Annotated in this window: 23 protein-coding genes and 1 pseudogene; 9 read left to right on the forward strand and 15 right to left on the reverse strand. The window is 73.0% G+C overall.

Features of this window, described 5'->3' with window-relative positions; genetic code table 11:
* Positions 1 to 122 precede the first annotated feature (122 nt).
* The 7 genes from AB0E19_RS01015 to AB0E19_RS01045 form a co-directional block, all read right to left on the reverse strand.
* The gene (locus AB0E19_RS01015; protein WP_362171105.1) at positions 123 to 563 is read right to left on the reverse strand and encodes a VOC family protein; all 441 of its coding nucleotides are present in this window, start codon (positions 561 to 563) and stop codon (positions 123 to 125) included.
* A 165-nt stretch (positions 564 to 728) separates the two neighbouring features.
* Positions 729 to 1,544, reverse strand: coding sequence for a xanthine dehydrogenase accessory protein XdhC (gene xdhC, locus AB0E19_RS01020; RefSeq protein WP_362172281.1), 816 nt, complete (start codon positions 1,542 to 1,544; stop codon positions 729 to 731).
* 1 nt (position 1,545) lies between these two features.
* Positions 1,546 to 3,933, reverse strand: coding sequence for a xanthine dehydrogenase molybdopterin binding subunit (gene xdhB / locus AB0E19_RS01025; RefSeq protein ID WP_362171108.1), 2,388 nt, complete (start codon positions 3,931 to 3,933; stop codon positions 1,546 to 1,548).
* Positions 3,930 to 5,387 carry an FAD binding domain-containing protein gene (locus tag AB0E19_RS01030; protein WP_362171111.1) on the reverse strand — a complete coding sequence of 486 codons (1,458 nt, stop codon included), beginning with the start codon at positions 5,385 to 5,387 and terminating at the stop codon, positions 3,930 to 3,932. The genes xdhB and AB0E19_RS01030 overlap by 4 nt, the downstream gene beginning before the upstream one ends.
* 497 nt (positions 5,388 to 5,884) lie before the next feature.
* On the reverse strand, positions 5,885 to 6,682 hold the full coding sequence (locus AB0E19_RS01035; protein ID WP_362171114.1) for a hypothetical protein: 798 nt from the start codon (positions 6,680 to 6,682) through the stop codon (positions 5,885 to 5,887).
* Positions 6,683 to 6,727: 45 nt separating this feature from the next.
* Complete coding sequence (locus AB0E19_RS01040; RefSeq protein WP_362171117.1) at positions 6,728 to 7,135, reverse strand: FKBP-type peptidyl-prolyl cis-trans isomerase; 408 nt, start codon at positions 7,133 to 7,135, stop codon at positions 6,728 to 6,730.
* Positions 7,136 to 7,190: 55 nt separating this feature from the next.
* Positions 7,191 to 7,670, reverse strand: coding sequence for a hypothetical protein (locus tag AB0E19_RS01045; RefSeq protein WP_362171120.1), 480 nt, complete (start codon positions 7,668 to 7,670; stop codon positions 7,191 to 7,193).
* Positions 7,671 to 7,800: 130 nt separating this feature from the next.
* On the opposite strand from AB0E19_RS01045, the gene AB0E19_RS01050 reads away from it, so the two are divergent.
* Genes AB0E19_RS01050 through AB0E19_RS01060 form a run of 3 tightly spaced genes read left to right on the forward strand, consistent with a single transcriptional unit; the run spans position 7,801 to position 10,454 of the window.
* Positions 7,801 to 9,030 carry a hypothetical protein gene (locus AB0E19_RS01050; RefSeq protein WP_362171123.1) on the forward strand — a complete coding sequence of 410 codons (1,230 nt, stop codon included), beginning with the start codon at positions 7,801 to 7,803 and terminating at the stop codon, positions 9,028 to 9,030.
* Positions 9,014 to 9,802: an alpha-ketoglutarate-dependent dioxygenase AlkB gene (locus AB0E19_RS01055; protein WP_362171126.1), complete on the forward strand. Its 789-nt coding sequence runs from the start codon at positions 9,014 to 9,016 to the stop codon at positions 9,800 to 9,802. The genes AB0E19_RS01050 and AB0E19_RS01055 overlap by 17 nt, the downstream gene beginning before the upstream one ends.
* Before the next feature lie 58 nt (positions 9,803 to 9,860).
* Entirely contained in the window at positions 9,861 to 10,454 is a 594-nt protein-coding gene (locus AB0E19_RS01060) for a DUF4291 domain-containing protein (protein ID WP_362171128.1), read from the forward strand.
* A gap of 61 nt (positions 10,455 to 10,515) precedes the next feature.
* Here AB0E19_RS01060 and AB0E19_RS01065 read toward each other — a convergent pair.
* Positions 10,516 to 10,776, reverse strand: a pseudogene (locus AB0E19_RS01065) (DUF4345 domain-containing protein); the annotation flags it as partial.
* A 244-nt stretch (positions 10,777 to 11,020) separates the two neighbouring features.
* On the opposite strand from AB0E19_RS01065, the gene AB0E19_RS01070 reads away from it, so the two are divergent.
* On the forward strand, positions 11,021 to 11,365 hold the full coding sequence (locus tag AB0E19_RS01070; RefSeq protein WP_362171130.1) for a hypothetical protein: 345 nt from the start codon (positions 11,021 to 11,023) through the stop codon (positions 11,363 to 11,365).
* A gap of 72 nt (positions 11,366 to 11,437) precedes the next feature.
* Here the strand turns inward: AB0E19_RS01070 and AB0E19_RS01075 are convergent, their stop codons facing one another.
* The gene (locus AB0E19_RS01075) at positions 11,438 to 11,884 is read right to left on the reverse strand and encodes a DUF1772 domain-containing protein (protein WP_362171133.1); all 447 of its coding nucleotides are present in this window, start codon (positions 11,882 to 11,884) and stop codon (positions 11,438 to 11,440) included.
* 91 nt (positions 11,885 to 11,975) lie between these two features.
* Between AB0E19_RS01075 and AB0E19_RS01080 the strand changes: the two genes are divergently transcribed.
* Positions 11,976 to 12,554, forward strand: coding sequence for a TetR/AcrR family transcriptional regulator (locus tag AB0E19_RS01080; protein ID WP_362171136.1), 579 nt, complete (start codon positions 11,976 to 11,978; stop codon positions 12,552 to 12,554).
* A 2-nt stretch (positions 12,555 to 12,556) separates the two neighbouring features.
* Here AB0E19_RS01080 and AB0E19_RS01085 read toward each other — a convergent pair whose 3' ends face one another.
* Both AB0E19_RS01085 and AB0E19_RS01090 read right to left on the reverse strand, forming a co-directional pair.
* Complete coding sequence (locus tag AB0E19_RS01085) at positions 12,557 to 14,194, reverse strand: NAD(P)/FAD-dependent oxidoreductase (RefSeq protein ID WP_362171139.1); 1,638 nt, start codon at positions 14,192 to 14,194, stop codon at positions 12,557 to 12,559.
* A 273-nt stretch (positions 14,195 to 14,467) separates the two neighbouring features.
* Positions 14,468 to 15,628, reverse strand: coding sequence for an FAD-dependent monooxygenase (locus tag AB0E19_RS01090; RefSeq protein WP_362171142.1), 1,161 nt, complete (start codon positions 15,626 to 15,628; stop codon positions 14,468 to 14,470).
* Between the two features lie 82 nt (positions 15,629 to 15,710).
* On the opposite strand from AB0E19_RS01090, the gene AB0E19_RS01095 reads away from it, so the two are divergent.
* The 4 genes from AB0E19_RS01095 to AB0E19_RS01110 all read left to right on the forward strand — a co-directional run bounded on the left by AB0E19_RS01095 (position 15,711) and on the right by AB0E19_RS01110 (position 17,561).
* Positions 15,711 to 16,268: a TetR family transcriptional regulator C-terminal domain-containing protein gene (locus AB0E19_RS01095; RefSeq protein ID WP_362171145.1), complete on the forward strand. Its 558-nt coding sequence runs from the start codon at positions 15,711 to 15,713 to the stop codon at positions 16,266 to 16,268.
* Between the two features lie 114 nt (positions 16,269 to 16,382).
* Entirely contained in the window at positions 16,383 to 16,667 is a 285-nt protein-coding gene (locus AB0E19_RS01100) for a pyrimidine/purine nucleoside phosphorylase (protein WP_362171148.1), read from the forward strand.
* Positions 16,668 to 16,713: 46 nt separating this feature from the next.
* Positions 16,714 to 17,076: a hypothetical protein gene (locus tag AB0E19_RS01105; protein ID WP_362171151.1), complete on the forward strand. Its 363-nt coding sequence runs from the start codon at positions 16,714 to 16,716 to the stop codon at positions 17,074 to 17,076.
* 140 nt (positions 17,077 to 17,216) lie between these two features.
* Positions 17,217 to 17,561, forward strand: coding sequence for a DUF1801 domain-containing protein (locus AB0E19_RS01110; RefSeq protein WP_362171154.1), 345 nt, complete (start codon positions 17,217 to 17,219; stop codon positions 17,559 to 17,561).
* A 125-nt stretch (positions 17,562 to 17,686) separates the two neighbouring features.
* Here the strand turns inward: AB0E19_RS01110 and AB0E19_RS01115 are convergent, their stop codons facing one another.
* From AB0E19_RS01115 to AB0E19_RS01130, 4 genes are all read right to left on the reverse strand, one after another.
* The gene (locus AB0E19_RS01115) at positions 17,687 to 18,790 is read right to left on the reverse strand and encodes a S1 family peptidase (protein ID WP_362172283.1); all 1,104 of its coding nucleotides are present in this window, start codon (positions 18,788 to 18,790) and stop codon (positions 17,687 to 17,689) included.
* A gap of 228 nt (positions 18,791 to 19,018) precedes the next feature.
* Entirely contained in the window at positions 19,019 to 20,971 is a 1,953-nt protein-coding gene (locus AB0E19_RS01120; RefSeq protein ID WP_362171157.1) for a GAF domain-containing protein, read from the reverse strand.
* A gap of 209 nt (positions 20,972 to 21,180) precedes the next feature.
* A complete protein-coding gene (locus AB0E19_RS01125; protein WP_362171160.1) occupies positions 21,181 to 22,560 on the reverse strand; it encodes an MFS transporter in 1,380 nt (459 codons plus the stop codon).
* 112 nt (positions 22,561 to 22,672) lie between these two features.
* Positions 22,673 to 23,467, reverse strand: a complete 795-nt coding sequence (locus AB0E19_RS01130) for a 3-hydroxybutyrate dehydrogenase (RefSeq protein WP_362171163.1) — start codon at positions 23,465 to 23,467, stop codon at positions 22,673 to 22,675.
* Positions 23,468 to 23,543 lie beyond the last annotated feature (76 nt).

Here is a 23,543-nt window from a genome sequence, read left to right on the forward strand (position 1 = left end):
GGCAGCGACCCCGCCGCATGTGTGCGGCATCACTCGCCGTGACACAGCGGTCGCCGTGACCGCACCGGTTCCGTGCCCTGGAGCGGCGACCGCACCGCTCTCGTCCACCGGGGGGGCTGGCGTCAGTTCGTCTGCTCGGCCAGGGCGAGGATGATGCCCGAGGGGCCTCGGAGGTAGCAGAGGCGGTAGACGTCCCGGTACTGCGCGACCTCGCCGATGAGTTCGGCGCCGTGGGCGCGGAGGCGGGCGAGGGTGTCGTCGATGTCGTCGACGGCGAACATGACCCGGTGGAGGCCCAGGGTGTTCGGGGGCGGGTTGGGCGAGCCGTCGCCGATCGCCGCGGGGGTCCGGTACTGCGCGAGTTCCAGTTTGCCGTGGCCGTCCGGGGTCCGCAGCATCGCGATCTCGCTGCGGACCCCGTCGAGTCCGACCGCCTGGTCCGCGAAGAGTCCCTCGATCTGCGCCCGGCCGTCGACCGTCATGCCCAGTTCGGTGAAGAAGGCGACGGCGGCCTCCAGGTCCTCGACGACGATGCCGACGTTGTCCATCCGCTGGAGTGTCATGGCTGCTCTCCCTCTGCCTCTGCCTCGCGAGGCCCTTCGGCCCCTCGGCCCTTCGGCCCCTCGAAGCCACCGGTATATCCGGGTCCGGGGCGACGGGCTCGGTCCGACACCCGCAAGCCGGCCGGGTTTCGTGGACCTCCGCCCGTGGGCCGGGTGGGGTCCGGTTCAGCGGCCGGTCTTCTGGAAGGTCAGGAGGAGGTCCGCCGCGACGCTGACCGCGATCGTGGCGGGTTCCTTTCCGGTGATCCCGGGGAGGCCGATCGGCGTCTTGATCCGGTCGATGGTGGCGGGATCGTGGCCGCCCTCCTTGGCCAGGCGCTGCCGGAAGCGGGCCCATTTGGCGGCCGAGCCGATCAGGCCGATCGAACCGAGGCCGGGCGTGCGGAGCGCGGCGTCGCACAGGGCGGCGTCCTCGGCGTGGTCGTGGGTGGCGATGAGCACGTGGGTGCCGGGTGCGAGTTCTTCGAGGACCTCCTCGGGGAGGAGCGGGGTGTGGTGGACGTGGAGCCGGGCCACCGCGTCGTCGAGGACGGCGAGGCGCCGCGTCGTGAGCATGTCGGGGCGGCTGTCGATCAGGTGCAGGTCCAGGTCGTGCCGGGCCAGGATCCGGGCCAGTTCGAGGCCGACGTGCCCGATGCCGAAGACCGCCACCGCGGGCGGCACCGGCAGGGGTTCCAGGAACACCGAGACCGTGCCGCCGCAGCACTGGACGCCGTGGCGGCCGGTGACCTTGTCGTTCAGGGCGAAGTCCATCAGCTCCGGCCCGGCCTCCGCCTCGGGCGTGTCGATCAGCTCCCGGGCCCGGTCGATGGCGACGGCCTCGATGTTGCCGCCTCCGATCGAGCCCCACACTCCCGTCCGTCCCACGACGAGTTTCGCGCCGGCCTTGCGGGGTGCGTGACCGCGCACGGTCGCGACGGTCACGAGGACGCCGGTCTCCCGGCGTTCCCGCAACCGCGCGACCGCGGCGATCCAGGTCATGTCAGACATGGCTCGGAACGTTCGCTTCCGGCTCTTCCTCCAGGCCTGCGGGCGACCCGCCGCCACGGGCCGACTCGATGGCCCAGTACACCGCTTCCGGCGTCGCCGGGCTGGCGAGCTCGACGCTGACTCCGGTCGGGCCGAACGCCGCGGCGGCCTGCCGCAGCGCCTCGCGCACCGAGAAGGCGAGCATGAGCGGAGGCTCGCCGACGGCCTTGGAGCCGTACACGGCGCCCTCCTCCGTGGCGTTCTCCATCAGCCTGACGTGGAACTCCTCCGGCATCTCCGAGAAGCTGGGCAGCTTGTACGTGCTCGCCGCCTGGGTGAGCAGCCGGCCGCGGTGCGGGCCGTCGCCGGTGTCCCAGCGCAGGTCCTCCAGGGTCAGCCAGCCCGCGCCCTGCACGAAGCCGCCCTCCACCTGGCCGATGTCGATCATCGGGGAGAGGCTGTCGCCGACGTCGTGGACGATGTCCACGCGCCGGATGCGGTACGCGCCGGTGAAGCCGTCCACCTCCACCTCGGTCGCGGCGGCGCCGTGCGCGAAGTACTTGAACGGGGAGCCCCGGAAGGAGGTCGCGTCCCAGTGCAGGCCCTCGGTCCGGTAGTAGCCGGCCGCCGACAGCTGCACGCGCTGGAAGTACGCGGTGCGCACGAGGTCGTCCCAGGCGAGCTCCTCGTCGCTGCCGAGGGCGCGCGCGACGCCGTCGACGACGCGTACGTCGGAGGCGTTGACGCCCAGCCGGGTGGCGGCCACCTGGAGGAGGCGTGCGCGCAGCTGCTCGCAGGCGTTCTTGATCGCCCCGCCGTTGAGGTCGGTGCCGGCGCTGGCCGCGGTCGCCGAGGTGTTGGGCACCTTGTCGGTACGCGTCGGGGCCAGCCGCACCCGGTGCAGCGGGATGCCGAGCGTGGTCGCGGCCACCTGCATCATCTTGGTGTGCAGGCCCTGGCCCATCTCGGTGCCGCCGTGGTTGATCAGGACGGAGCCGTCCTTGTAGATCAGCACGAGCGCGCCGCCCTGGTTGAAGGCGGTGAGGTTGAAGGAGATGCCGAACTTGATGCCGGTGAGCGCGAGCGCCCGCTTCGTGTGCGGGTGCGCGGCGTTGAAGGCGTCGATCGCGCGCCTGCGGTCGGCGAGGCCGGCGTCGTCCTGGACCTGCCGCCAGACGTCGGCGATCCGCTCGGCCTGGGTGACCGGCTGGCCGTACGGCGTCGTCTGCCCCTGGCCGGGCCGGTAGAAGTTGCGTTCCCGCAGCTCCATCGGGTCGAGGCCGAGCAGGGGGGCGCAGCGGCCCAGGATGTCCTCGATCACCAGCATGCCCTGGGGGCCGCCGAAGCCCCGGAAGGCGGTGTTCGAGACGGTGTTGGTCCTGGCGATGCGGCCGGCGACGCGCGCGTTCGGGATCCAGTAGGTGTTGTCGATGTGGCACAGGGCGCGGGCGAGCACCGGCTCGGAGAGGTCCAGGCTCCATCCGCCGTCCGCGACCAGGGTGGCGTCGAGGGCCTGGATGCGGCCGTCGGCGTCGAAGCCGATCCTCCAGGTGGCGTGGAAACCGTGCCGCTTGCCGGACATGGTGAGGTCCTGGGTGCGGTTCAGCCGGAAGCGGACGGGCCGGCCGGTGAGTTTGGCGCCGAGCGCGGCGACGGCCGCGAAGCCGTGCGGCTGCATCTCCTTGCCGCCGAAGCCGCCGCCCATGCGCAGGCACTGCACGGTGACCTCGTGGGCGGGGACACCGAGGACGTGCGCGACGATCTCCTGCGTCTCGGACGGGTGCTGGGTGCTGCTCTGGACGAAGACCTGCTCGTTCTCGTCGATCAGCGCGAGGGCCGCGTGGGTCTCCAGGTAGAAGTGCTCCTGCCCGGAGAAGCGGAACTCGCCGCTGAACACGTGCGCGGAGTCCGCGAAGCCGGCGTCGATGTCGCCGGTCTCCATCAGCGGCCGGGCGCCGTGGTAGCTCTCGGCCGCGATCGCCTCCTCCAGGGTGACCAGGGAGGGCCGCTCGTCGAGTTCCACCTCGACGGCCGCGGCGCCGAGCCGGGCGGCCTCCAGGGTCTCGCCGAGCACCCAGGCCACGGCGTGGCCGTGGAACATGACCTCGTCGGGGAAGAGCGGCTCGTCGTGCTTCATGCCGGCGTCGTTGACGCCGGGCACGTCGGCGCCGGTCAGGACGCGGACCACACCGGGTACGGCGAGCGCGGGCTCGGTGCGCAGCGCGGTGATCCGGCCGTGGGCCTTCATGACCTGTACGGGGTGGGCGTGGAGCACGTCCTTGGTGCGGTGCACCAGGTCGTCGGTGTAGAGCGCCGCGCCGGTGACGTGCAGGTGGGCGCTTTCGTGCGGCATCGAGACGCCGACGAGGGCCTTCTCGGGACGCTCGGAGAGATGACTCATGACGACACCGCCTCGGTGGTGGTCTGGGCGTACAGCTTCGGCAGGCTCTGGCCGAGCATCGCGGAGCGGTAGAGGGCGCTGGCGCGGTGGTCGTCCATCGGCGTGCCTTCACCGCGCAGTGCGCGCGCGGCGGCCTCGACGGTCTCCGCCGTCCACGGCCTGCCCTCCAGGGCGGCCTCGGTGGCGAGGGCGCGGATCGGGGTGGCGGCGACGCCGCCGAGCCCGATCCGGGCCTTCCGGACGACGCCTTCCCCGGCGTCGATGTCGAGCGCGAAGGCGACGGCGACGCTGGAGATGTCGTCGAAGCGGCGCTTGGCGATCTTGTGGAAGGCGGTGACGGGCGCCTGCGGCAGCGGGACGCGTACCGCGCGGATCAGCTCGTCGGGGCGGCGCACGCTCTGCCGGTAGCCGGTGAAGTACTCCGCGAGGGGAACCACGCGCTCCCCGTCGGCGTCGGCGAGCACCAGGGACGCCTCCAGCGCGAGCAGTACCGGCGGGCTGTCGCCGATGGGGGATCCGGTGCCGAGGTTGCCGCCGAGGGTGGCGCTGTTGCGGATCAGGCGGGAGGCGAACTGCGGGAACAGTGCGGCCAGCAGCGGTACTTCACCGTCCAGTCGCCGCTCGATCTCGGTGAGGGTCAGGGCCGCGCCGATCTCGATGTGGTCGGACTCGCGGCGCAGCTCGCGCAGTTCGGGCAGCCGGTCGACGGCGACGACATAACGCTCGCGCCGGGAGCGGATGTTCACCTCGACGCCGTAGTCGGTGCCGCCCGAGACGACCACCGCCTCGGGCCTCTCGCGCAGGACGCGGAGCGCCTCGGGGAGGCTGCCCGGCCGCAGGAACGTACCGCCGTCCCGGGTGTAGTGGGTCGCGGCCGGCTCCGGCGCCGCCTGGTCGCGGCGCCGCGCCAGCGGGTCGTCCGCGGCGGGCTCGCCGACGGCGAACGCGGCGTCCCGGATCGGCCGGTAGCCGGTACAGCGACAGAGGTTGCCGCTCAGCGCGTGCAGGTCGAAGCCGTTGGGGCCGTGCTCGGCGTCGTGCCCGTCGGCGGCGGTGTGCGCGCAGCGGTCGGGCCGGTAGTACTCCGACGCCATGCTGCAGATGAATCCCGGGGTGCAGTAGCCGCACTGCGAGCCGCCGCGCACGGCCATCTCCTCCTGCACGGGGTGCAGGGTGGGGGGCGTGCCGGGCGCGTCGGGGGTGGCGAGCGCGGCGAGTCCTTCGGCGGTGACGACCTCCTGGCCGTCGAGCGCCGCCACCGGCACGAGGCAGGCGTTGACCGCGACCCAGTCGGTGGGCCTGTGCACGCCGGGCCGGGCCACCAGCACCGAGCAGGCACCGCACTCGCCCTCGGCGCAGCCTTCCTTGGTACCGGTGAGGCCGCGCTCGCGCAGGAAGTCCAGCACCGTGGTGTGGGCCGCGGCGGGGGCGATCGGGGCCTCCTGCCCGTTCACGGTGATCCGCGCCTCGGTGGGAGTCGGAACGGGAACTGCAACGGAGCCGGGGCTGGGACTGGGAATGTTCACCATGTCAGGCCTTCTGTGTCGGTGCGTGGTGGGAGCACCGGCCCGGGGCGCGCGCGTCGGACGTCCACACGACGGCGCACGGCAGGGCCGGCACGTACGAGCAAGGAACGAGACCGGCGGCGCCATGACGGGGCCCGCCGGAACAGCGGCCGCTTCAGCAGCCGTGCGCTACACGACCCGGGACCCAGGCAGCACGGTGAGCGAGGCGATTCAGGTCGGAGAAGATCGACATCCGCCCTCGCCCCCTTTCCGTACTCACGAGTCGGTGCGCACGAAACTAGGGCCCTGCGGGTTCATCGGTCAAGAACCGTCCGGGGTGCCCTGCGCGGATCCCGTCGCCCGCATCGACGGCGCATGCCATGCCGTCCCGGCGGTCCGTGGGGCAGGAGCAACGGCCGGGCGGCCGAGGGCATCGCAGACGGGGTTCAGAGGGTGAGCACGGGGCGCGTGGAGAAGTCCTCGTAGAGCCCCTCCCCCTCGGCGCCGTACACGAACTCGGCCGTATACGGATTGCGGTGGGCCGTGGCCAGGGGCAGCCATCCCAGGAGGTGGCCGTAGCCGCCGCAGACCGACTCGCCGGCGTCGCCGCCGTGCACCGCGGTGACGTCGCAGGTCAGTTCCGCACGGTAGGTGTCGTAGGCGATGCGCAGGCCGAAGGCGTTCGGCTGCTGTTGCGGGCCGTCCGCGTCGTCGTCGGGGACGCGGTCGAGCGGGCATTCGTCGCCCCACCGGAAGAGGGTCGTGGCACCGGCCCCGCAGGCGTGCTCCCATTCGTCCGGACTCGGCATGCGCAGGCCGCGCGCGGCGAGCGCGGCAGGCATGTCGGCGGGCGGCTCGGTCAGGGCCTCGTCCTCGACGGCCATGAGCACGGTGGCCAGGACGGCGCTCCGCCGCGGGCTGAGGACCCGTGCGAGATGGGCCCGCAGGTCGGGGCCGTCCCCGAGGCCCTGCTCCAGGCTCTGCGCGTAGTCGGCCTCCTGCCCGGGTGCCGGCCGCCAGGCGTCGAGGTCGAAGCCGAGCGTCACCCGGCCACCGGGTATGAGCGCGAACGCCTGCGCGTCGCGCTCGATCCGGACCCGGTGCAAGGGGGCGCCGAGGTGCTCGACGGTCTCGACGCCGGTCACGCGACCGCCCACCAGCTCCGCGGCTTCGCGGGCGAGGTGACGGGCCGTGGGCAGGTCGAGGGACCGCCACTGGGCGAGGCTGAGCTGGGCGAGTGACATGACGCGCAGTGTGGCACGCGCCTCTGACAGGAGCGGTTCGCCGGCTCAGGCCCTCTCTCGCGCGGACTCCCCGGGCCCCACGACCGAAAGAAGGTCCACGACGAAGACGAGGGTCGAGCCTGCGGGGATCGACGGCGAGGGCGACTGCTTGCCGTAGCCGAGCCGCGGCGGGACGACGATCTCGCGCCGGCCACCCACCTTCATGCCCCTCACACCCCTGTCCCAGCCCTTGATGACCCGGCCGCCGCCCAGAGCGAACTTGAACGGCTCGCCCCGGTCCCAGGAGGCGTCGAACTCCTTCCCGGTCTCGAACGTCACCCCGACGTAGTGGACCCGGACGACCGTGCCCGGCTTGGCCTCCGCGCCGTCTCCGACGACGAGGTCGCGAACGGTCAGCTCCGCGGGAGCGTCACCGTCCGGAACCTGGACCGCGGGCTTCGCCGGTTCACTCATCTCAGCCTCATCCTCGTCACGCGCCGCGAGCGGCCCTTACCGGGCCCGACCGGGTTCAGTCCCTGCCGTACTTGCGGTGGTAGTCGTCGTCGTTGTCGTAGTTGCCGTCGTAGTACTCGTCCGGGTCACCGTACTCGCGGTGCCAGTCGTCGTCGTTGTCGTAGTCGCCGTCGTAGTAGTCGTCGTTCGCGCGTCCGTCGCGCTGCCGGCCACCCGTGGCGTTGGTGCCCCGCTCGGGCACGGGGGCTGGGAGGGTGACGGGCGGTTCGGTGACGGCGGAAGGGGCAGCGGTGGGGGCGGCGGGGGTGGGGGTGGGGACGGCAGGGGCGACGGTGGGGGTGGGGACGGCGGTGCCGGACTCGGCCGGTACGGAGGCGGACTCGGCCGGTACGGAGGCGGACACCCCCGAGGGAGCGCGATCGGACGCCTCTGTCGCGGGGAGGAAACCCAGCGCCACGGCGGCACCCAGACCGACGGTGAGGTAGACGGCGGTGCCGATGAGGAACCGGGTGTTGCTCCCGCCGGTCTTCGTCACGGTTCTCCTTCGGTCGGTCGAGCGCGCACCGGAGCGGGACAAGTATGGCCCCCTCGGAGCCACGCCCCGGCCGTATCCGACGACAAAACCGGAGGGGGTGGCCTCCGGAGCACCGGTACCGTCTTCGTTCATGAGTGCGATCGAATCGACGGAAGCCTTCATCGAGGACGCGGGCAACCTCCTGGTGGCCCCTCGCCCGCTGCACGGGGACGACGCGGTCAGAGGCTTCTTCGGGGCCGTCGTCACGCCGGAGGAGTTCGCCTCCGGTTCGCCCGATCTCGCCGGGAAGACCGTCTACCTCTGTGGGGACGTGTCGGGTCTCCCGGACGACCGGCTGCGCTCGGCCGCACGGGTCTTCGTCGTCCGAGAGCTGTCGCGGGGACACCGCGAGGGCGACGGTCGGCCGTGGAGCGTCGTCGACCGGGGCCGGGTCCCCCTGCGCGTCCACGGCATGGGCGTCTACTACCGGCGTTTCTTCGGGCTCGACGCCGATCACTTCCGACGGATCCGTGCCGAGCACGCGTTCCAGTCGCTGACGGAGTCCACCAAGCCGGGGACGGCCCATCGCAGCGGGATCTACCTGACCCCCGTCACGCGGCGGGGTGACGGGCTGCACTTCCGTCTGCTGCGGTGCTCGACGAACCTCTCGGGGCCGACCGAAGGGTTCCGTCCGACCGACCGGCTCATCGTCGACGCCCTGAATCACGAGGCCGCCACCGTGTTCCGGGACCACGCGCCGCTCAATCACGTCCTCGCGCAGATCTACCACAACACGGCTGCCACGGCCGAGCGCAAGCAGTCCAAGGCCAGGATCTCGTCCCACGCCGACAAGACCAAGGACATGCCGGCCAACGGCATCATGGCCTTCTGCACCTTCTACGAGGAATCTCAGGAACTGCAGCCCCTGGACGGGGACCCGTTCGACCGTGGCGTGAAGGGCGTCAGCGGGCTGACCAGGCTGCATTTCCGCCTCAAGGAGCCGGCCGCCCGACACGAAGGGGCGGAGCCGCCCTCGCAGTTCACCATCACCCTCCATCCGGGCTCGGTGTTCTTCATGCCGCTGTCCACCAACCGCCTGTACACCCACGAGATCCGGCCCTCGGGGCTGGACGCGGCGCTGCTTCCGACCCGGCTGGGATACGTGGTGCGTTGCTCCGGCACCGAAGCCGTACACAGGGACGGCCGGACCTATCTCGAAGTGGCCGGGGATCTCGTGCCGTTGGAGCCGCCGACAGAGGCCGGCATGGACAAGCTCCGCAAGCTGTACGCCGAGGAGAACCGGACCTCCTCGTTCGTCGACTACGGACACGATTTTCTGTTCAGCATGAACACGGGAGACTACGTTGCCCCCCGAGCCTAGGATCTGGGACGAGATCACCTTCCGCACCCTTCCGGTCGAGGAGAACCTCTTCGCGGAGCTGTCCGTCTCCACCTCCTTCGAAGACCTGGGAAAGGGCCGGCGCGGCGCCACGCTCACCAGGGTCGACGCGTCGGGCGGTGTACCTCTGGTACGCACCACCACGCGCTACGACAGGCCTACGCAGCGGTTCCGACCGGTGCACGAGCGGCTTGCGGAGCGGGTTCGGGCGTGCGCGGGGATTCCCGTCGGTTTCAACAACGCGCTCATCGAGACCTATACGGACGCGTACAGAAAGATGGGAAGCCACTCCGACCAGGCCCTGGATCTCGCGGACGGGTCCTCCATCGCCGTCTTCTCCTGCTACCGAAGCCCGGAGGCGAGCCCGCCGAGAAAACTGGTCTTCGAGTCGAAGGCGAAGGAACACACCGGCGAGACGTACGAGATCGCCCTCACCCACAACAGCGTCGTCTCCTTCTCCGTCGCGTCGAATCGCCGCTTCAGGCACAGAATCGTCCTCGACACGCCCTCCGCGACCCGGACCGATGACAACCCGTGGCTGGGTGTCACGTTCCGCACGTCCAAGACGATCCTCCACTTCCGCGACGGCGATCCGTATCTCCCCCAGGGCGCCCGCCTCACCTCCGCCGACGAAGAACAGCGGCGCGAGTTCTACACCCTGCGGCGCCGCGAGAACGAGGAGACCGCTTTCACCTATCCCGGCCTGACGTACACCGTCAGCGAGAGCGACCTGAGGCCGCCCGCGCCCCTGTGAGAGCCGCGGCCACGGTAATTCGTTGGCGTGTGTGAAGCGTTGTGACCACCCTGGCCGAGTGACAGAGCCCCGGCATCGGATCCGAGCCGTCCATACGGACTCCACGATCACCGTCTACCAGGCGTACGCGCCGGAGATCGGTCTCGCGACGGCCCGGGACGGCCGGTTCCCGGCCGCCTGGAGCCGGGACCGCATGACGTGGATCAAACCGTCGTTCCTGTGGATGATGTACCGCTGCGGGTGGGGCGCCAAGGAGGGGCAGGAGACCGTCCTCGCCGTCGAGATCACCCGGGAAGGCTTCGCGTGGGCGCTGCGGCACGCCTGCCTGTCGCACTACGAGCCGGGGCTCCACACGGACCACGGCGCCTGGAGACGCCGGCTGAAGGAGGCCCCTGCCCGCGTGCAGTGGGACCCGGAGCGCGACCTGCGTCTGCGGCCCCTTCCCCACCGATCGCTGCAACTCGGCCTCACCGGTGAAGCAGCACACCTCTACGCCGACGCGTGGATCGTCTCCGTCACCGATGTCACCCCGCTGGCCCACGCTATCCACTCCCGGGTACGGGACGGAGACCTGGACGCCGCCCGGCGACTCCTGCCGCACGAACGCCCCTATCCGGTGAGCACCGAGGCGTTGTCCCACCTCCACCGGTAGACAGGACGACCCGACGCCCCGACGGCTCACGGAGACGGCGACGCGCCACCCGCCCGCCCGCTCACCGCGCGGCGGTCTCGCCCTCCGCCGCTCCGTCCCGTACGCGCTCCTCCGCGGCGGCCAGCCGGAAGAAGACCGGAGGGAGGGCGGGTTCGACGACCGTCAGGGCGATCCGGAAGCCGTGGGGCCGGCCGTGCACGGCGACCGGGAGCAGGCGGCCGACGCCTCCGAGGAGGAAGACCACGGCCAGGAGGCGCACGGCTTGGGCGGGGACGGGGCGCCGGCGGGCGGTCCGGAGCCAGGCGAGGCCGTCGCCGGCGAAGGCGGGTCTGCATCGGCGCGGCGGTCGGCGCCCTCCGGCCGCTCCTCACGGAGGATCCCGCGCCCGGCTGGCCGTCCGGGCAGCCTGGAGGGGGCGCGTGGATCACGGCGGCATGGGGTCCGCACCACCGTGAGCTGGGCAAACGATTCCGCAACACCCGACCGGGTGACATCGGGAGTGGCTCGCCGTCACGAGGGGCAGCGCTCGCAGTGCTACGTCCGCTCATCCGCGAACAAGGAATCCCATGCGCCTTCGCTCCGCCCTGGCCTCCGCCGCCGGTGCCGCCCTTCTCCTGATCACCGCCCCCGGTTCGGCCTCCGCCGCCGAGGGGCAGTTCCGCTACACGTACCGGACGGCCGACGGGTACGAGGCGGTCGGCTTCCTGAACAACCCCGAGAGCGGGACCTGTATCGACATCCAGGGGCCGGGCTCGGAGCCCGGCTCGGCCGCGTACTCGCCGAAGAACCGCACCGACGCGACGGCGGTGGTCTTCCTGGAGGCGAACTGCGAGGGCGACGCGTTCTACAGCCTGCGGCCGGGCGGCGGCGCCTCGGAGCGCCTGCTCGTGCGGTCGGTCGTCTTCTCCTGACCCACGGCGCCGAAGGACCCGGTTCGGTCGCCGCGCGTGCGGCGACCGAGCCGGGTCCTCGGCCGTCCGGGCTCAGGACAGGGCGGCGACGAGCAGGGCGAAGGCGGCGATGATGACCGCGACGCGTACGTAGTGGTACCGGTCCCAGCGGTTCGCCTGCTCCTTCCAGTCGGCGGGCCGCTTCTCGGGGGTCCACGTCTTGCCCCGGTTGTTGATCGGGACGAGCAGGGCGACCGACATGAGGACGCTGACGATCAGCAGCGCGCCGGCGGTGACGACGAGACCCGCGCCGGGGTGCTGCCACCCGGCGACGGCCCAGACCGCGACGAGGGCGAGTGAGCCGAGGTACCAGACCGGCATGACGGCGCCGAGCATCCGGCCCCCGTGGGCCCGGGCGAGGAGAGTGCTGTCCTCGGGGAGCCCGTTGAAGATCGGGTTCATGACGAAGGCGACGGAGAACTCCACCCCCACCATCACGCCGACCACCACCGTGGTGAAGACCTCAAGCGCGTCGAGCATGGCCACCCCTCCAGATTTCTAGCAGTGCTAGCTGATGAGTCAACGCTAGACCTACTGCCGCTTGATTGTCTAGCAGTGCTAGGGTCACATCATGTCGGTACAGGAACGCAAGCAGCGCGAGCGGGCGGACCGCGAGCGCCTCATCGTGGCCACGGCACGCGAACTCGCCGAGCAGCAGGGCTGGGACGCGGTCACCACGCGCCGGCTCGCCGAGCGCATCGAGTACAGCCAGCCCGTCCTCTACAGCCACTTCCGCGGCAAGCGCGAGATCATCGGTGCCGTCGCACTCCAAGGCGCCGCCGAGATGGCCGTGTCGCTGCGGGCGGCGGCCTCCGCCGCGGACGGGCCGCGCGACCGGGCCGCCGCCCTGGCCCGCGCGTATCTCGACTTCGCCACGCGCAACCCGGCGGTCTACGAGGCCATGTTCCACCTCGACGGCGGCCTGGCCTTCGCGCAGGAGTCCACCCCGCAGCCCTTGAAGGACGCCTTCGCCGCCTTGCTGGAGAACCTCGAAGAGGTCGCCGGGGAAGGCGTCCACCCGGGCCTGTTCACCGAGGTGTTCTGGGCGTCCCTGCACGGCCTCGCCACCCTCACCAAGGCGCGGCGCCTGCCGCCGGAGGACGCCGAACGCAGGACGGACCTCCTGGTGGACCGGCTCGTCTCCCTCTGACGCTACGTCGCGGGGTGGAGGACCTGCTTCAGGAGGGACCGCCACAGGCGGGTGCGGCCGCGGCGGTCGAGGGCTTCGTGGGCGGCCAGGAGCCCGCCGGTGGCCGCGCCGAGGAAGCCTCCGGCCAGGACGTCCTGGCCGGAGAGGTACAAGCCCTCGAACTCGGTGCGCGGGCGCAGGCCGTCCGCGAGGCCGGGGCGGGTGCCGTCGCCGAAGGCGGAGACGTCCTTGGCGAGGCCGTAGAGGCTGCCCCCGGGCCAGCGGGTGAAGTGCTCGGCCGTGAGCGGGGTGCCGAGTTCGTGGTACGCCACCCGCCCCCTGGTACGGGGAAGGTGGAGGTACAGCTGGTCGAGGAGCCGTTCGGTGAGTTCGGCCTTCAGGGCGAGGTAGGCGGGGTCGCGGTCGCGCCACTGCGAGCCGTGGAACGGGGCGAACAGGGCCGGGTCGACGTACGCGAGGACCTCGCCCGTGGACCGGCCGGGGTACCGCGCGGCCCAGGTGGGGTCCTTGGCGGAGGAGAAGGAGAGGAACAGGCCGCTGGTGCGCACGCCGGCGCCGTCGAAGAAGGCGTCGCAGTCGCCGTCGGTGACCATCAGGTTGTGCCGGGGCAGGCCCAGTTCCCGCGGGTCGCCGTCGAAGCCGAGGAAGAGGAGCACGAAGGGGAATCCCTCGCGCATGCCCCGCACGGGGTCGGCCGCCCTCACAGCGCGGACCTGCGGGCGCGGCAGCAGGGTGCGGTAGGTGTGGTGGGCACCCGCCGCGCTCACCACGACCGGGGCGCGTACGCGGGTGCCGTCCGCCAGCACCACACCCGTCGCCCTGGTCCCGTCCAGCTCGATCCGGTCGACCGGCGTGCGGACGAAGACCTCTCCCCCGGCCTCGCGGACCGGGTCGACCATCGCCCGGGCGATGGCGGCGCTGCCGCCCACCGGGTACCAGGCACCGGTCCTGAAGTGCTCGAACAGCACGGCGACGAGGAAGAACGGCAGCTTGGAGGAGGAGTCGGCGAGGAGCAGGACGGCGGGCGTGAGCACCGCCTGCCGGAGCCGCTCGTCGCGGACGAGGCCCGCGACCACCTCCCGGGCGGGCCGCAGCGCCTCGGGAGGGACGGCCGCCGGCCGCAGCACGCCGGCCAGGCGCCGGGCCACCGGGCCCGAGAGGCGGCCGAGCGCCAGTGCGGGAAGCGTCGCCCGGCAGCGGGCGACCAGCCGGAACAGCTCCTCGATCCCGGACCGTTCGGCCGGGAAACGCTCGATCAGGCGGGCCCGGTAGGCGGCGAATCCGACGGGCGCCCGGTACACCTCGCCGGCCAGCCGGTACTCGTCGTACGGGTCGCCCAGCGGCGCCCACCGCAGCGCGCCGCCCGTCAGGTAGTCGGACAGCACCCGGACCGGCTCGCGCGGCGCCAGCTGCCCGACGTAGTGGATGCCGACGTCCCACTCCCAGCCGCGCCGCCGGTAGGCGTGGGTGTAGCCGCCGGCGGTGTAGTGCTGCTCGAAGACCGCGACCCTTCGCCCCTGCCGGGCGAGGCAGACGGCGGTCGTCAGCCCGCCGACCCCGGAGCCGACGACGACCGCGTCGTACGCGTCCCCCACCTCGCCCGGCGCGGGCGCCCGCCCCACCAGCACACCGCGCGTCACCTCCGCTTCTCCGCTCCTCCGGGTCGCCGGTTCCGGTCGCGGGGTGGCCAGGGGACACCGGGGTTCGGCATCGGGAGGGCTCCAGGTGGTGGGGAGGGGAGACGCGGGATCACCCGGTGGAACGTTCCGGCAGGGGCGGGGTGACGGTGGAAGGCGCGAACTCACCTGGACGGATGGTGTCGGAAGAAGGAGGGACGGAGCACCCTCGGAACACGCGTGGCCGGAACCCGCGGCCGGTCCGCGTGCCACCGCCGGGGGCCCCGGCGTGCGCGGTCAGTTCAGTCGGGGCGGGGTCCAGGCGTGGTGGCGCAGGATCATGCGCGTCGCGGTGCGGGAGGGGGTGAGGCGCATCGCCGTGTTGCGCAGGGAGACGGCCAGGGGATGGGAGAGCTGCTGGCCCATGCGGCCGGCCTGGCGGGCGGCCCGCGCGACCGCCTGGCTGCGGGGACGCCGTTCGGCGTCGTAGCGGGCGAGCGCGGCCTCCGTGGTGGGCGCGGTGGCGAGCGCCGCGGCCAGGGTGACCGCGTCCTCCAGTGCCTGGCAGGCGCCTTGCCCGAGGTTGGGGGTCATCGCGTGCGCCGCGTCGCCGAGCAGGGCGACGCGGCCGACCGCGTACGAGGGCAGCGGCGTGCGGAGTTCGCCGACGTCGTGGTGGAGCACGGCGTCGGGGCGGGTCGCGTCGAGCAGCGCGGGGATCGGGTCGTGCCAGTCGTGGAACCGTCGGCGCAGTTCGGCCAGGGGGTCGGGGAACCGCGTACCGGCGGGAAGGCTGAGGACGGCGTGCCATTCGGCCCGTCCGTCGTGGAGGGCGATGTGGCCGAACTCGGCTCCGCGCCCCCAGGTCAGTTCGAAGTCGGTGCGGAGGTCGACCGGTTGCGCGGTGAGGGCGCGGAGCACGGTCGAACCGCTGTGGACCGGGCCCGGGTGGGCCGGGAAGAGCCCGCTGCGGATCGTGCTGCCGATGCCGTCGGCGGCCACCACCAGGTCCGCGTCCAGGACCTCGCCCGAACCGCCTTCGACGCGCACCGTGACGGGGCCGGTCTGCCGGACCGCGGCGGCGTCGAAGCCGATCAGCAGGGATTCCGGGGGCAGGGCCTCGCGCAGCAGCCGGTGGAGGGTGGCGCGCGGGATGCCCATGATCGGCGTACCGACCGCCTTCTCCAGGAGCGTGCCGTCCATCCGGGTCAGCCAGCCGCCCGCCGGTGTACGGGTGCCGCCGCTGTACTGACCCCGCGAGGCGCTCCGGACGGCCTCGCCGACGCCGAGTTCGTCCAGCGCCCGGAGGCCGTTGGCGGCCAGGGAGATGCCCGCGCCCGCGTCCTGGAGCACGGGCGCGCGCTCGACGACCCGCGCTTCCCATCCGATGCGGCGCAGGCCGATCGCGGCGGCGAGCCCGCCGATGCCGCCTCCGACCACCACTGCCGTGCCGACCATGCCGCCTCCCCTGGTTTCTACATCTGTAGAAACCGACTCTACCGACTCTCGCTCCGGGCTTCTACGGGTGTAGAAAGGCGGCATGACTCCGGACCGGCGCACCCTCCTCGCGGACGCGGCACTCGACGTACTCGCCGAGGAGGGGATCCGCGGCCTCACCCACCGGGCGGTCGACCGGCGGGCCGCGCTGCCCCCCGGCACCACGTCGGCGTACTTCCGTACCCGCGCGGCCCTGTTCACCGCCCTCGTCACCCGCCTGGTCCGGCTCGACCAGGAGGAGCTCCGGACGACGGCCGAACGACTGCCGCCCCTGCGCACCCCCGAGGAGCTCGTGGACGGCATGGTGGCGCTCACCCGGCAGCGGCTCGGCGGCGAGGGCCGCCGCCGGTCGCTCGCCCGCTACGCCTGCGCCGTCGAGAGCGTGCGCGACCCGGAGCTGCGGGCGATCCTCGTCCCCCGGGAGAACGCCGGCCGCCAGGCCGTCCGGCTGTTCCTCGCCGACCAGGGCGTGAAGGACGTCGAGACCCGTACGCACACTCTGCTGACCTGCGTCGACGGCCTGGTCTTCGACCGCCTGGTGAACGGCGGCGAGGTACCCCGCGAAGCCCTCGAAGGCCTCGTCGCCGCCGCGCTCCGCTAGCCGGCCGCGTTCGGGTCCGGCCCACGTCAGGTGGGGCGCGAGGGTGCCGCTAGGCTGCAGCGGCCGGCCTGTCGAGCCGGTTTCCAGCCCTTCTCGGCTTCCTGGAGGACACCCATGTTCAAGGTCAACGAGTACTTCGACGGGACGGTCAAGTCCATCGCCTTCACGGGCGCCGAGGGGCCCGCGACGGTCGGCGTCATGGCCCCGGGCGACTACGAGTTCGGGACCGGCAAGCGGGAGATCATGCACGTCGTCAGCGGCGCCCTGACGGTGAAACTGCCCGGCTCCGACGACTGGCGGACCTTCGGCGCCGGCGAGAAGTTCGACGTCCCCGCCGACAGCACGTTCCAGCTCAAGGTCGCCGAGGAGACCGCCTACCTCTGCGAGTACCGCGACTAGGCACGCCCGGCGGGGACGCCGGGAGCGGGGACGTAGGCTCCCCTGCATGCACAGCACGCTGACGGGGCACGCGCGGTGCCTGTACGGGGACGAGTACGCCCCCTCTCCGGAGTGCGACCGCGACCACCGGGAGTTCCTCTTCGTCGAACGGCTGACCTTCGCGGACGCGGACGAGATCCACGCCATGATGCGTGAGCTCTGTCCCCACGGCGTCGACGGCCACCTGCCGGTCTGGATCCGGAACCTCGCCTATCGGCTGCTGCTCCTGCAGTGGCCGGACGAGCCGGCGCTGCTGCGGGAGGCCGCCGAGAGCCTGTGGCTGCACGGCCCGGACTGGGACGACATCGCGGCGGACCTCACGGCGCGGGCGGACGCCCTCGAAGCGCAGCGCTCGCGCCCGGCGCCGTAGGCGGGGGCGCCGTCGACACGGCGGCGCGTGGCACGGCGGCGCGTGGCACGGGTGCGGGTGTCGGCGCCCGTGATGGCGCCGGTGCCGTGGAATGCTTCCTTCCCGGGCGGTGCACCGGTTCCAGGAAGGGAAGCGCGGGGATGACCGAGGTCGACGACTACTTCGACGGTCTGGACGCGGCCTCGCGGGACGCCTTCCGGCGGATCCGGGCGATCGCGCTGCGGATCGCGCCGGAGGCGGAGGACGGACGGAGCTACGGCATGGCGGCTCTGCGGCACGGCGGCAAGCCGCTCCTCGGGTTCCGGGCCGCCAAGGAGCACTTGAGCGTCTTCCCGTTCAGCCCGGAGGCGGTCGACGCCGTACGGGAGCGGCTGGACGGCTTCGACCTGTCGAAGGGCACCGTGCGCTTCACGGCCGATCGTCCGCTCCCCGACGACGTCGTCGCCGACCTCGTCCGTCACCGCCTGGCCGAGATCACCGGCTGAGCCGGCGGCCCGCGGGCACGGGTCGAGGCCGGCGGGTCGCCGGCCTCGACGGCTTCGCGTCGCACGTGCGTCGCACGTGCGTCGGGCCCGTGCGCCTCGGGCCCGTGCGCCTCGGGCCGTGTGCCTCAGGCCGTGTGCAGGCGCAGTCCGTAGCGGGCCAGGATCTCGTTGACCGGCTGGAACCACGTCTCGCCGCCGGAGGAGCAGTTGCCCCAGCCGCCGGAGGTGACGCCCTGGGCCTGGTCGCCGCTCAGGAACGAGCCGCCGGAGTCGCCGCCCTCGGCGCAGACGCTGGTCTTCGTCATCTGGTACACCGCGCCCTGGCTGTAGTTGACCGTCTGGTTCTTGGCCAGGACGGTGCCGCAGTGCCAGCGCGTGGTCGACCCCGAGCGGCAGATCGACGCGCCGACCGGCGCCTCGGCGGAGCCGCGTACGAGCTGGTCGGGGACGGTGCCCCAGCCGAGGACGACGGGTACGGTCCACCAGCCGCTGTGGATGGAGACGTACGCGTAGTCGTCGCCGGGGAACGACGAGCCCTGGAACGTGCCCATGGCGGAGCCGTCCCAGCCGCGCACGGCCGCGCCGGCCTGCCCGCAGTGACCGGCCGTCACGAAGCCGCCGTGCACGGAGAAGCCGATCGAGCACCGGACGTTGCCGGTGTAGTACGGGTCGCCGCCCACCGTGCCCGCCGCGTAGGTGCGGGGCGCCTCGGCCGTCTCGGCGACGGTCACGAGGCCGTCGGCGCGGGCCCGGTCGAGGAACGCCCGCACGGCGGGGGTCTCCCGCTCGGCGCGTACGACGTCGACCACGACGCTGTTGGCCTTCGGGTCGACGTGCCAGCCGGCCACTCCGGCGGGGGCGCGGAGGCCGTCGAGGCGCGCCTTGGCGCGGTCGAGGGCGGCGGCGCTGTGGCGGACCAGGCGGGTGTCGGCGCCCAGTGCCCGTACGCCGGGTTCCTTCGCGCGGTCGGTGACGGCGACGACGAGCCGGCCGGCGGCCGGGTCGAACCAGGACCCGGCGTAGGCGGCGCCTGCCCGCTGCCGGGCGGTGCCCTCCGCCTCGGTGGCCGTCTTCTCGGCCCGCAGCCGTTCCTCGGCCTGCGCCGCGGTGAGCCCGAGGTCCTGCCGCATGGCGTCGAGGAGTCCGGCGGACGCCGACGGCGGCGCGGTGGGCTCCGGGAGCGGGGCGGCGGTCGCCGCGGCCGCGCCGAGACCGACGGTCAGGAGCAGGACGCCGACGGCGGCTCCCAGGGAGACGGAGCGCGGGGCGGTGGAGCGCGGTGAGGCAGAGCGCGGGGCGGTGGAGCGCCGGGGGGTGGTGCGTTTCACGGAACCTCCTGGTGTGGGGGAAGCCAAACGCTGAGAGCGCTCTCAGAGCGCTCTCCGACCTACGGTAGCGGGCTTCATTTGTCAGGTCCATACCAGGAACGGCCGGGGGCGCTTCCGGGACGGGGGCCCTCAGGCGCCCTCGTCGGCGGCGGAGCCGGAGGTCCCCCGGGACAGTCGGTGGAGGCGGAGCGCCAGGTGGAGTTCGAGGGCGCTGTCGGGGGTGTTCCAGTCGGGGCCGAGGAGTTGGGCGACGCGGTCGAGACGCTGCACGACGGTGTTGACGTGGACGTGGAGGGCGTCCTTGGCGCGCGCGAGGCTCGCCCCGTGGTCGTAGTACGCGTACAGGGTGCGCACCAGTTCGGTGCCGCGTTCGGCGTCGTAGGCGAGGACGGGGCCGAGGACGCGGTCGACGTACGCGGTGATGTCGGCGCGGTCGCCGAGCAGGACGCCGACGAAGCCGAGGGCCGCGACGTCGGCGCCCTCGCCGGTGCGGCCCAGGGCGTGGAGCGCCGTGAGGCAGCGGACGGCCTCCGCGTGGAGGGCCGCGTGGCGGTCCGGGCCGGTGGCGGGGCCCGCCGTGCCCACGGTGACGGGTGCGCCGAGCCCCCTGGCCAGGCCGGAGGCGAGCGTGTCGGCGAGGGGGCCGGCCTCGTCGCACGGCACGAGCAGGACGGTACGGCCCCGGCGGCTGCCCGCCAGGCCACCGAGCCCGCGCACGACGCGGCCGGCCTCGGCCGCGAGCCGGGAACCCAACGCGGGCGCGCAGTCGACGACCGCGACGGCGTGGGGGCGGGCGAGGTCCACGCCGAGGCGCCGGGCGCGCAGGGCGAGGCTGCCGGGGTCCCAGTGCGCCGAGGAGGCGGGGCCGGCGAGCAGGTCGTCGAGGAGTTCGCCGCGCACCCGGTCCTCGGTCTCGGCGACCGAGCGGCGGATCAGCAGCAGCATCGCCGTGACCAGCGCCGACCGTTCGAACAGGCGCCGGTCCGCCTCGGAGAGTTCGCCGCGTCCGGTCAGCACGATGCTGCCGAGCCGTTCCGCGCCGCCGAGCACGGCGCAGGTCCAGACGCCGTCCGCGCGTACCGCCCGGCCCTCCGTGTGCGAGGCCGCCAGGCTCGCCGCGGCGGGCGTCACCGGCCCGGTGCCGATCCGGGCGAGTTCGGTGCCGTCGGTGTCGTGGACGGCCACTCCCCCGCCGAGCAGCACCGCGATCTCGGCGGCGACCTCGTCGGTGCCGGCGCCCCGCAGCACCAGCTTGGAGAGCCGGTCGTGGGCGTCGGACGCCAGGTGGAGGGCCTCGCTGTGGGCCCGGGCGGTCGCGTTGGCGGCTTCGAGCCGGGCCAGGGCCGTGCGGGTCTCGTCCAGGCGGCGGGCGCTGTCGATGGCGACGGCGGCGTGGTCGGCGAGCGAGGCGAGGAGGGCGATGGCGTCGGGGGTGAACTCGCGCGGGGACCGGTCGGCCGCGAAGAGGACCCCGATGACCTCCTCGCCCAGCCGGAGCGGGACGCCGAGGATGCCTCGGAGCCCTTCCTCGGCGACGCCGTCGTCGATCGTCCCGGTGTGCCGGTAGCGGTGGTCGGTGCGGTAGTCCGTGCTCGCGTACGGTCGGGCGGTCTGCGCCACCAGGCCGCCCAGGCCCTCGCCCATGCCGAGCCGCAGCTGCTGGAAGGCGGCCGAGACGGACCCTTCGGTGACCCGCATGAACGTGTCGCGCGCGGCCGGGTCGTTCAGCGTCAGATAGGCGACGTCCGAGCCGAGCAGCGTACGGGCCCGCCGGACGATGGCCCGCAGCACCGCGTCGAGGTCCCGCAGGCCCGCCAGGTCGCCGGCCGTGTCGTACAGGGCGACCAACTCGGCCTCCCTGCGCCGGTACTGGTCGAGCACCCGCCGCACCGCCAGCGCGGCCCGGGCGGTCTCCTCGATCCACGCCACGTCCTCCGGGGCGGCCCCGTCGGCCCGGGCCCTGGCGGCCTGCGAGGCGAACTCCTCGCCGGGCACGCCGGCCGCCAGCAGGTCGAGGAGGCGGCGCGCGGCGGCCTCGGTCGGGGACGGCGTACGGGACTCGGCTCGTCGGCCGGGGGTCATGGGGCCTCCTCGCGGCCGGGCGGGTGAGTGGGTGGGTGGGTGGGTGGACGGGTGCACGGCGGGACGGGCGGACGGGTGCGTGGCGGGATCGGTGGACGGGTGTGTGGCGGGATCGGTGGACGGGTGTGTGGCGGGATCGGTGGACGGGCGCGTGGACGGGCCCGGCCGCCGTCACCACCCGGTGATGACGGCGGCCGGAGGCCCGGGCGTTACGCCCGGTCGCCGACGGCGCCGGCGGTGGCCGCGGGGGCCGCCGTGGTCCGCTCGTCGCGCTGGTTGCGGGCGAGGTCGCGGCCGAGCGTCTCGCGGGTGACGGCGACGGTGATGGTGGTGATCACGGCCGCCGCGCAGAGGTAGACGCTGATGGGCGTGGAACTGCCGTAGTCCTTGAGGAGTTCGACCGCGATGATGGGGGCGAGGGCACCGGCGAGGATCGACGCCAGCTGGGAGCCCATGGAGGCACCGGAGTAGCGGACCTTGGTGTCGAACATCTCGGAGATGAAGGCGGCCTGCGGTCCGTACATCGCGCCGTGCAGCAGCAGACCGGCCGTGACGGCCAGGGTGATCACGACGAACGACTTGGAGTCGACGAGCCCGAAGAAGACGAACGCCCACACCGCCATGCCCGTCGAACCGATCAGCGTGACCGGGCGCCGGCCGAGGCGGTCGGAGAGCGCGCCCCACAGCGGGATGGTGACGAAGTGGACGGCCGAGCCGATCAGGACGGCGTTCAGGGCGGTGCTCTTCGGCAGCCCCAGGTGGACGGTGACGTACACGAGGAGGAAGGAGGTGAGGATGTAGTACGAGATGTTCTCGCCGAAGCGGGTGCCGATGGCCGACAGGACCTCGCGCCAGCTGCGCCGGAAGACCTCGACGACCGGCGCCTCCTCCTTCACGCCCGCCGCGGCCGCCGCCTCCGCCTTGGCCTGCGCCTCCAGGAACACCGGGGACTCCGAGACCGAGACGCGGATCCACAGGCCGATCATGACGAGCAGTCCGGAGAGCAGGAACGGGATGCGCCAGCCCCAGGACTGGAAGGCGGCGTCCGACTGGACGGCGGCCAGCAGGGACAGGACGCCGGTGGCGAGGAGGTTGCCGCCGGGGGCGCCGGCCTGGGGCCAGGACGCCCAGAAGCCGCGGTGCTTGTCGCCGCCGTGCTCGGAGACGATGAGGACCGCTCCGCCCCACTCGCCGCCGAGGGCGAAGCCCTGGACGAGCCTGAGCAGCGTCAGCAGGATCGGCGCCCACACGCCGATCGACTCGTAGGTGGGCAGCAGGCCCATCGCGAAGGTCGCGCCGCCCATCATCAGGAGGCTGAGCACCAGCAGCTTCTTGCGGCCTATCTTGTCGCCGAAGTGGCCGAAGACGATCCCGCCGAGCGGGCGGGCGGCGAAACCGATGGCGTACGTGATGAAGGCGATCAGGGTGCCCACGAGCGGGTCGGCGCTGGGGAAGAACAGGGTGTTGAAGACGAGGGCGGCGGCCGAGCCGTAGAGGAAGAAGTCGTACCACTCGATGGTGGTGCCGATGAGGCTCGCGGCGACGATACGGCCGATGCGGCCTCTCGGCTGGGTGCTGGTGTCAGACATGGGTTCACCGGTTTCACGTACGGATGGGGACGGGGAGCGGAGCGGAGGGACGGGGGTGGAGGACGGGGGGTGGAGGGACGGGGGGTGGAGGGACGGGGGGTGGAGGGCCGTGTCAGCCGGCCGTCCAGCCGCCGTCGAGCGGCAGGGAGGTACCGGTGAGGTAGCCGGAGTGGGGGCCGCAGAGCCACAGGACCGCGGCGGCGACCTCCTCCGTCTCCAGGAGGCGCTTCACGGGCGAGCGGGCCAGCAGCACGTCGGTCAGCACGTCGCCCTCGCTGATGCCGTGCGCGGCGGCCTGGTCGCGGACCTGGCCCTCGACCAGCGGGGTGCGGACGTAACCGGGGTTGACGCAGTTGCTGGTGACCCCGTGCGGGGCGCCTTCGATGGCGGCGACCTTGCTGAGGCCCTCCAGGGCGTGCTTGGCGGCGACGTAGGCGGCCTTGTACGCGCTGGCGCGCAGCCCGTGGACGCTGGAGACGTTGACGATGCGGCCCCAGCCGTGGGCGTACATGTGCGGCAGCGTCCGGCGCATCAGCAGGAACGGGGCGGTGACCATCACCTTCTGGATCAGGGCGAACCGTTCCGGCGGGAACTCCGTGAGCGGGGCGACGTGCTGGAGGCCGGCGTTGTTGACGAGGATGTCGACCTCGGCGGGCAGGAGGTCGATCGCGTCCGCGTCGGCGAGGTCGGCGACCTGCGCCCGGCCCCCGGCGAGCTCGGCGACGGCCTTGGCCGATTCGGCGTCCCGGTCGACCACGTGGACGAAGGCCCCCGCCTGCGCCAGGGCGAGGGCGCAGGCCCGGCCGATGCCGCTGCCGCCGCCGGTCACCAGCGCGGTGCGCCCGCTCAGATCGAGCGCGCCGGCGGGTGACGGCGGCCGGTCCGGGGAGGGAAATGTGTTCGTCATGGCCCGAAACAGTAGGGAGGGCCCTCCTGTCGGCCCATGTGCGAGTCCTCCATAGTGCAGGGCGATGTCATGGTGC

Origin of the sequence: Streptomyces sp. NPDC047974 (assembly GCF_040653375.1) — a bacterium.
In the GTDB taxonomy this organism is placed as follows: domain Bacteria; phylum Actinomycetota; class Actinomycetes; order Streptomycetales; family Streptomycetaceae; genus Streptomyces.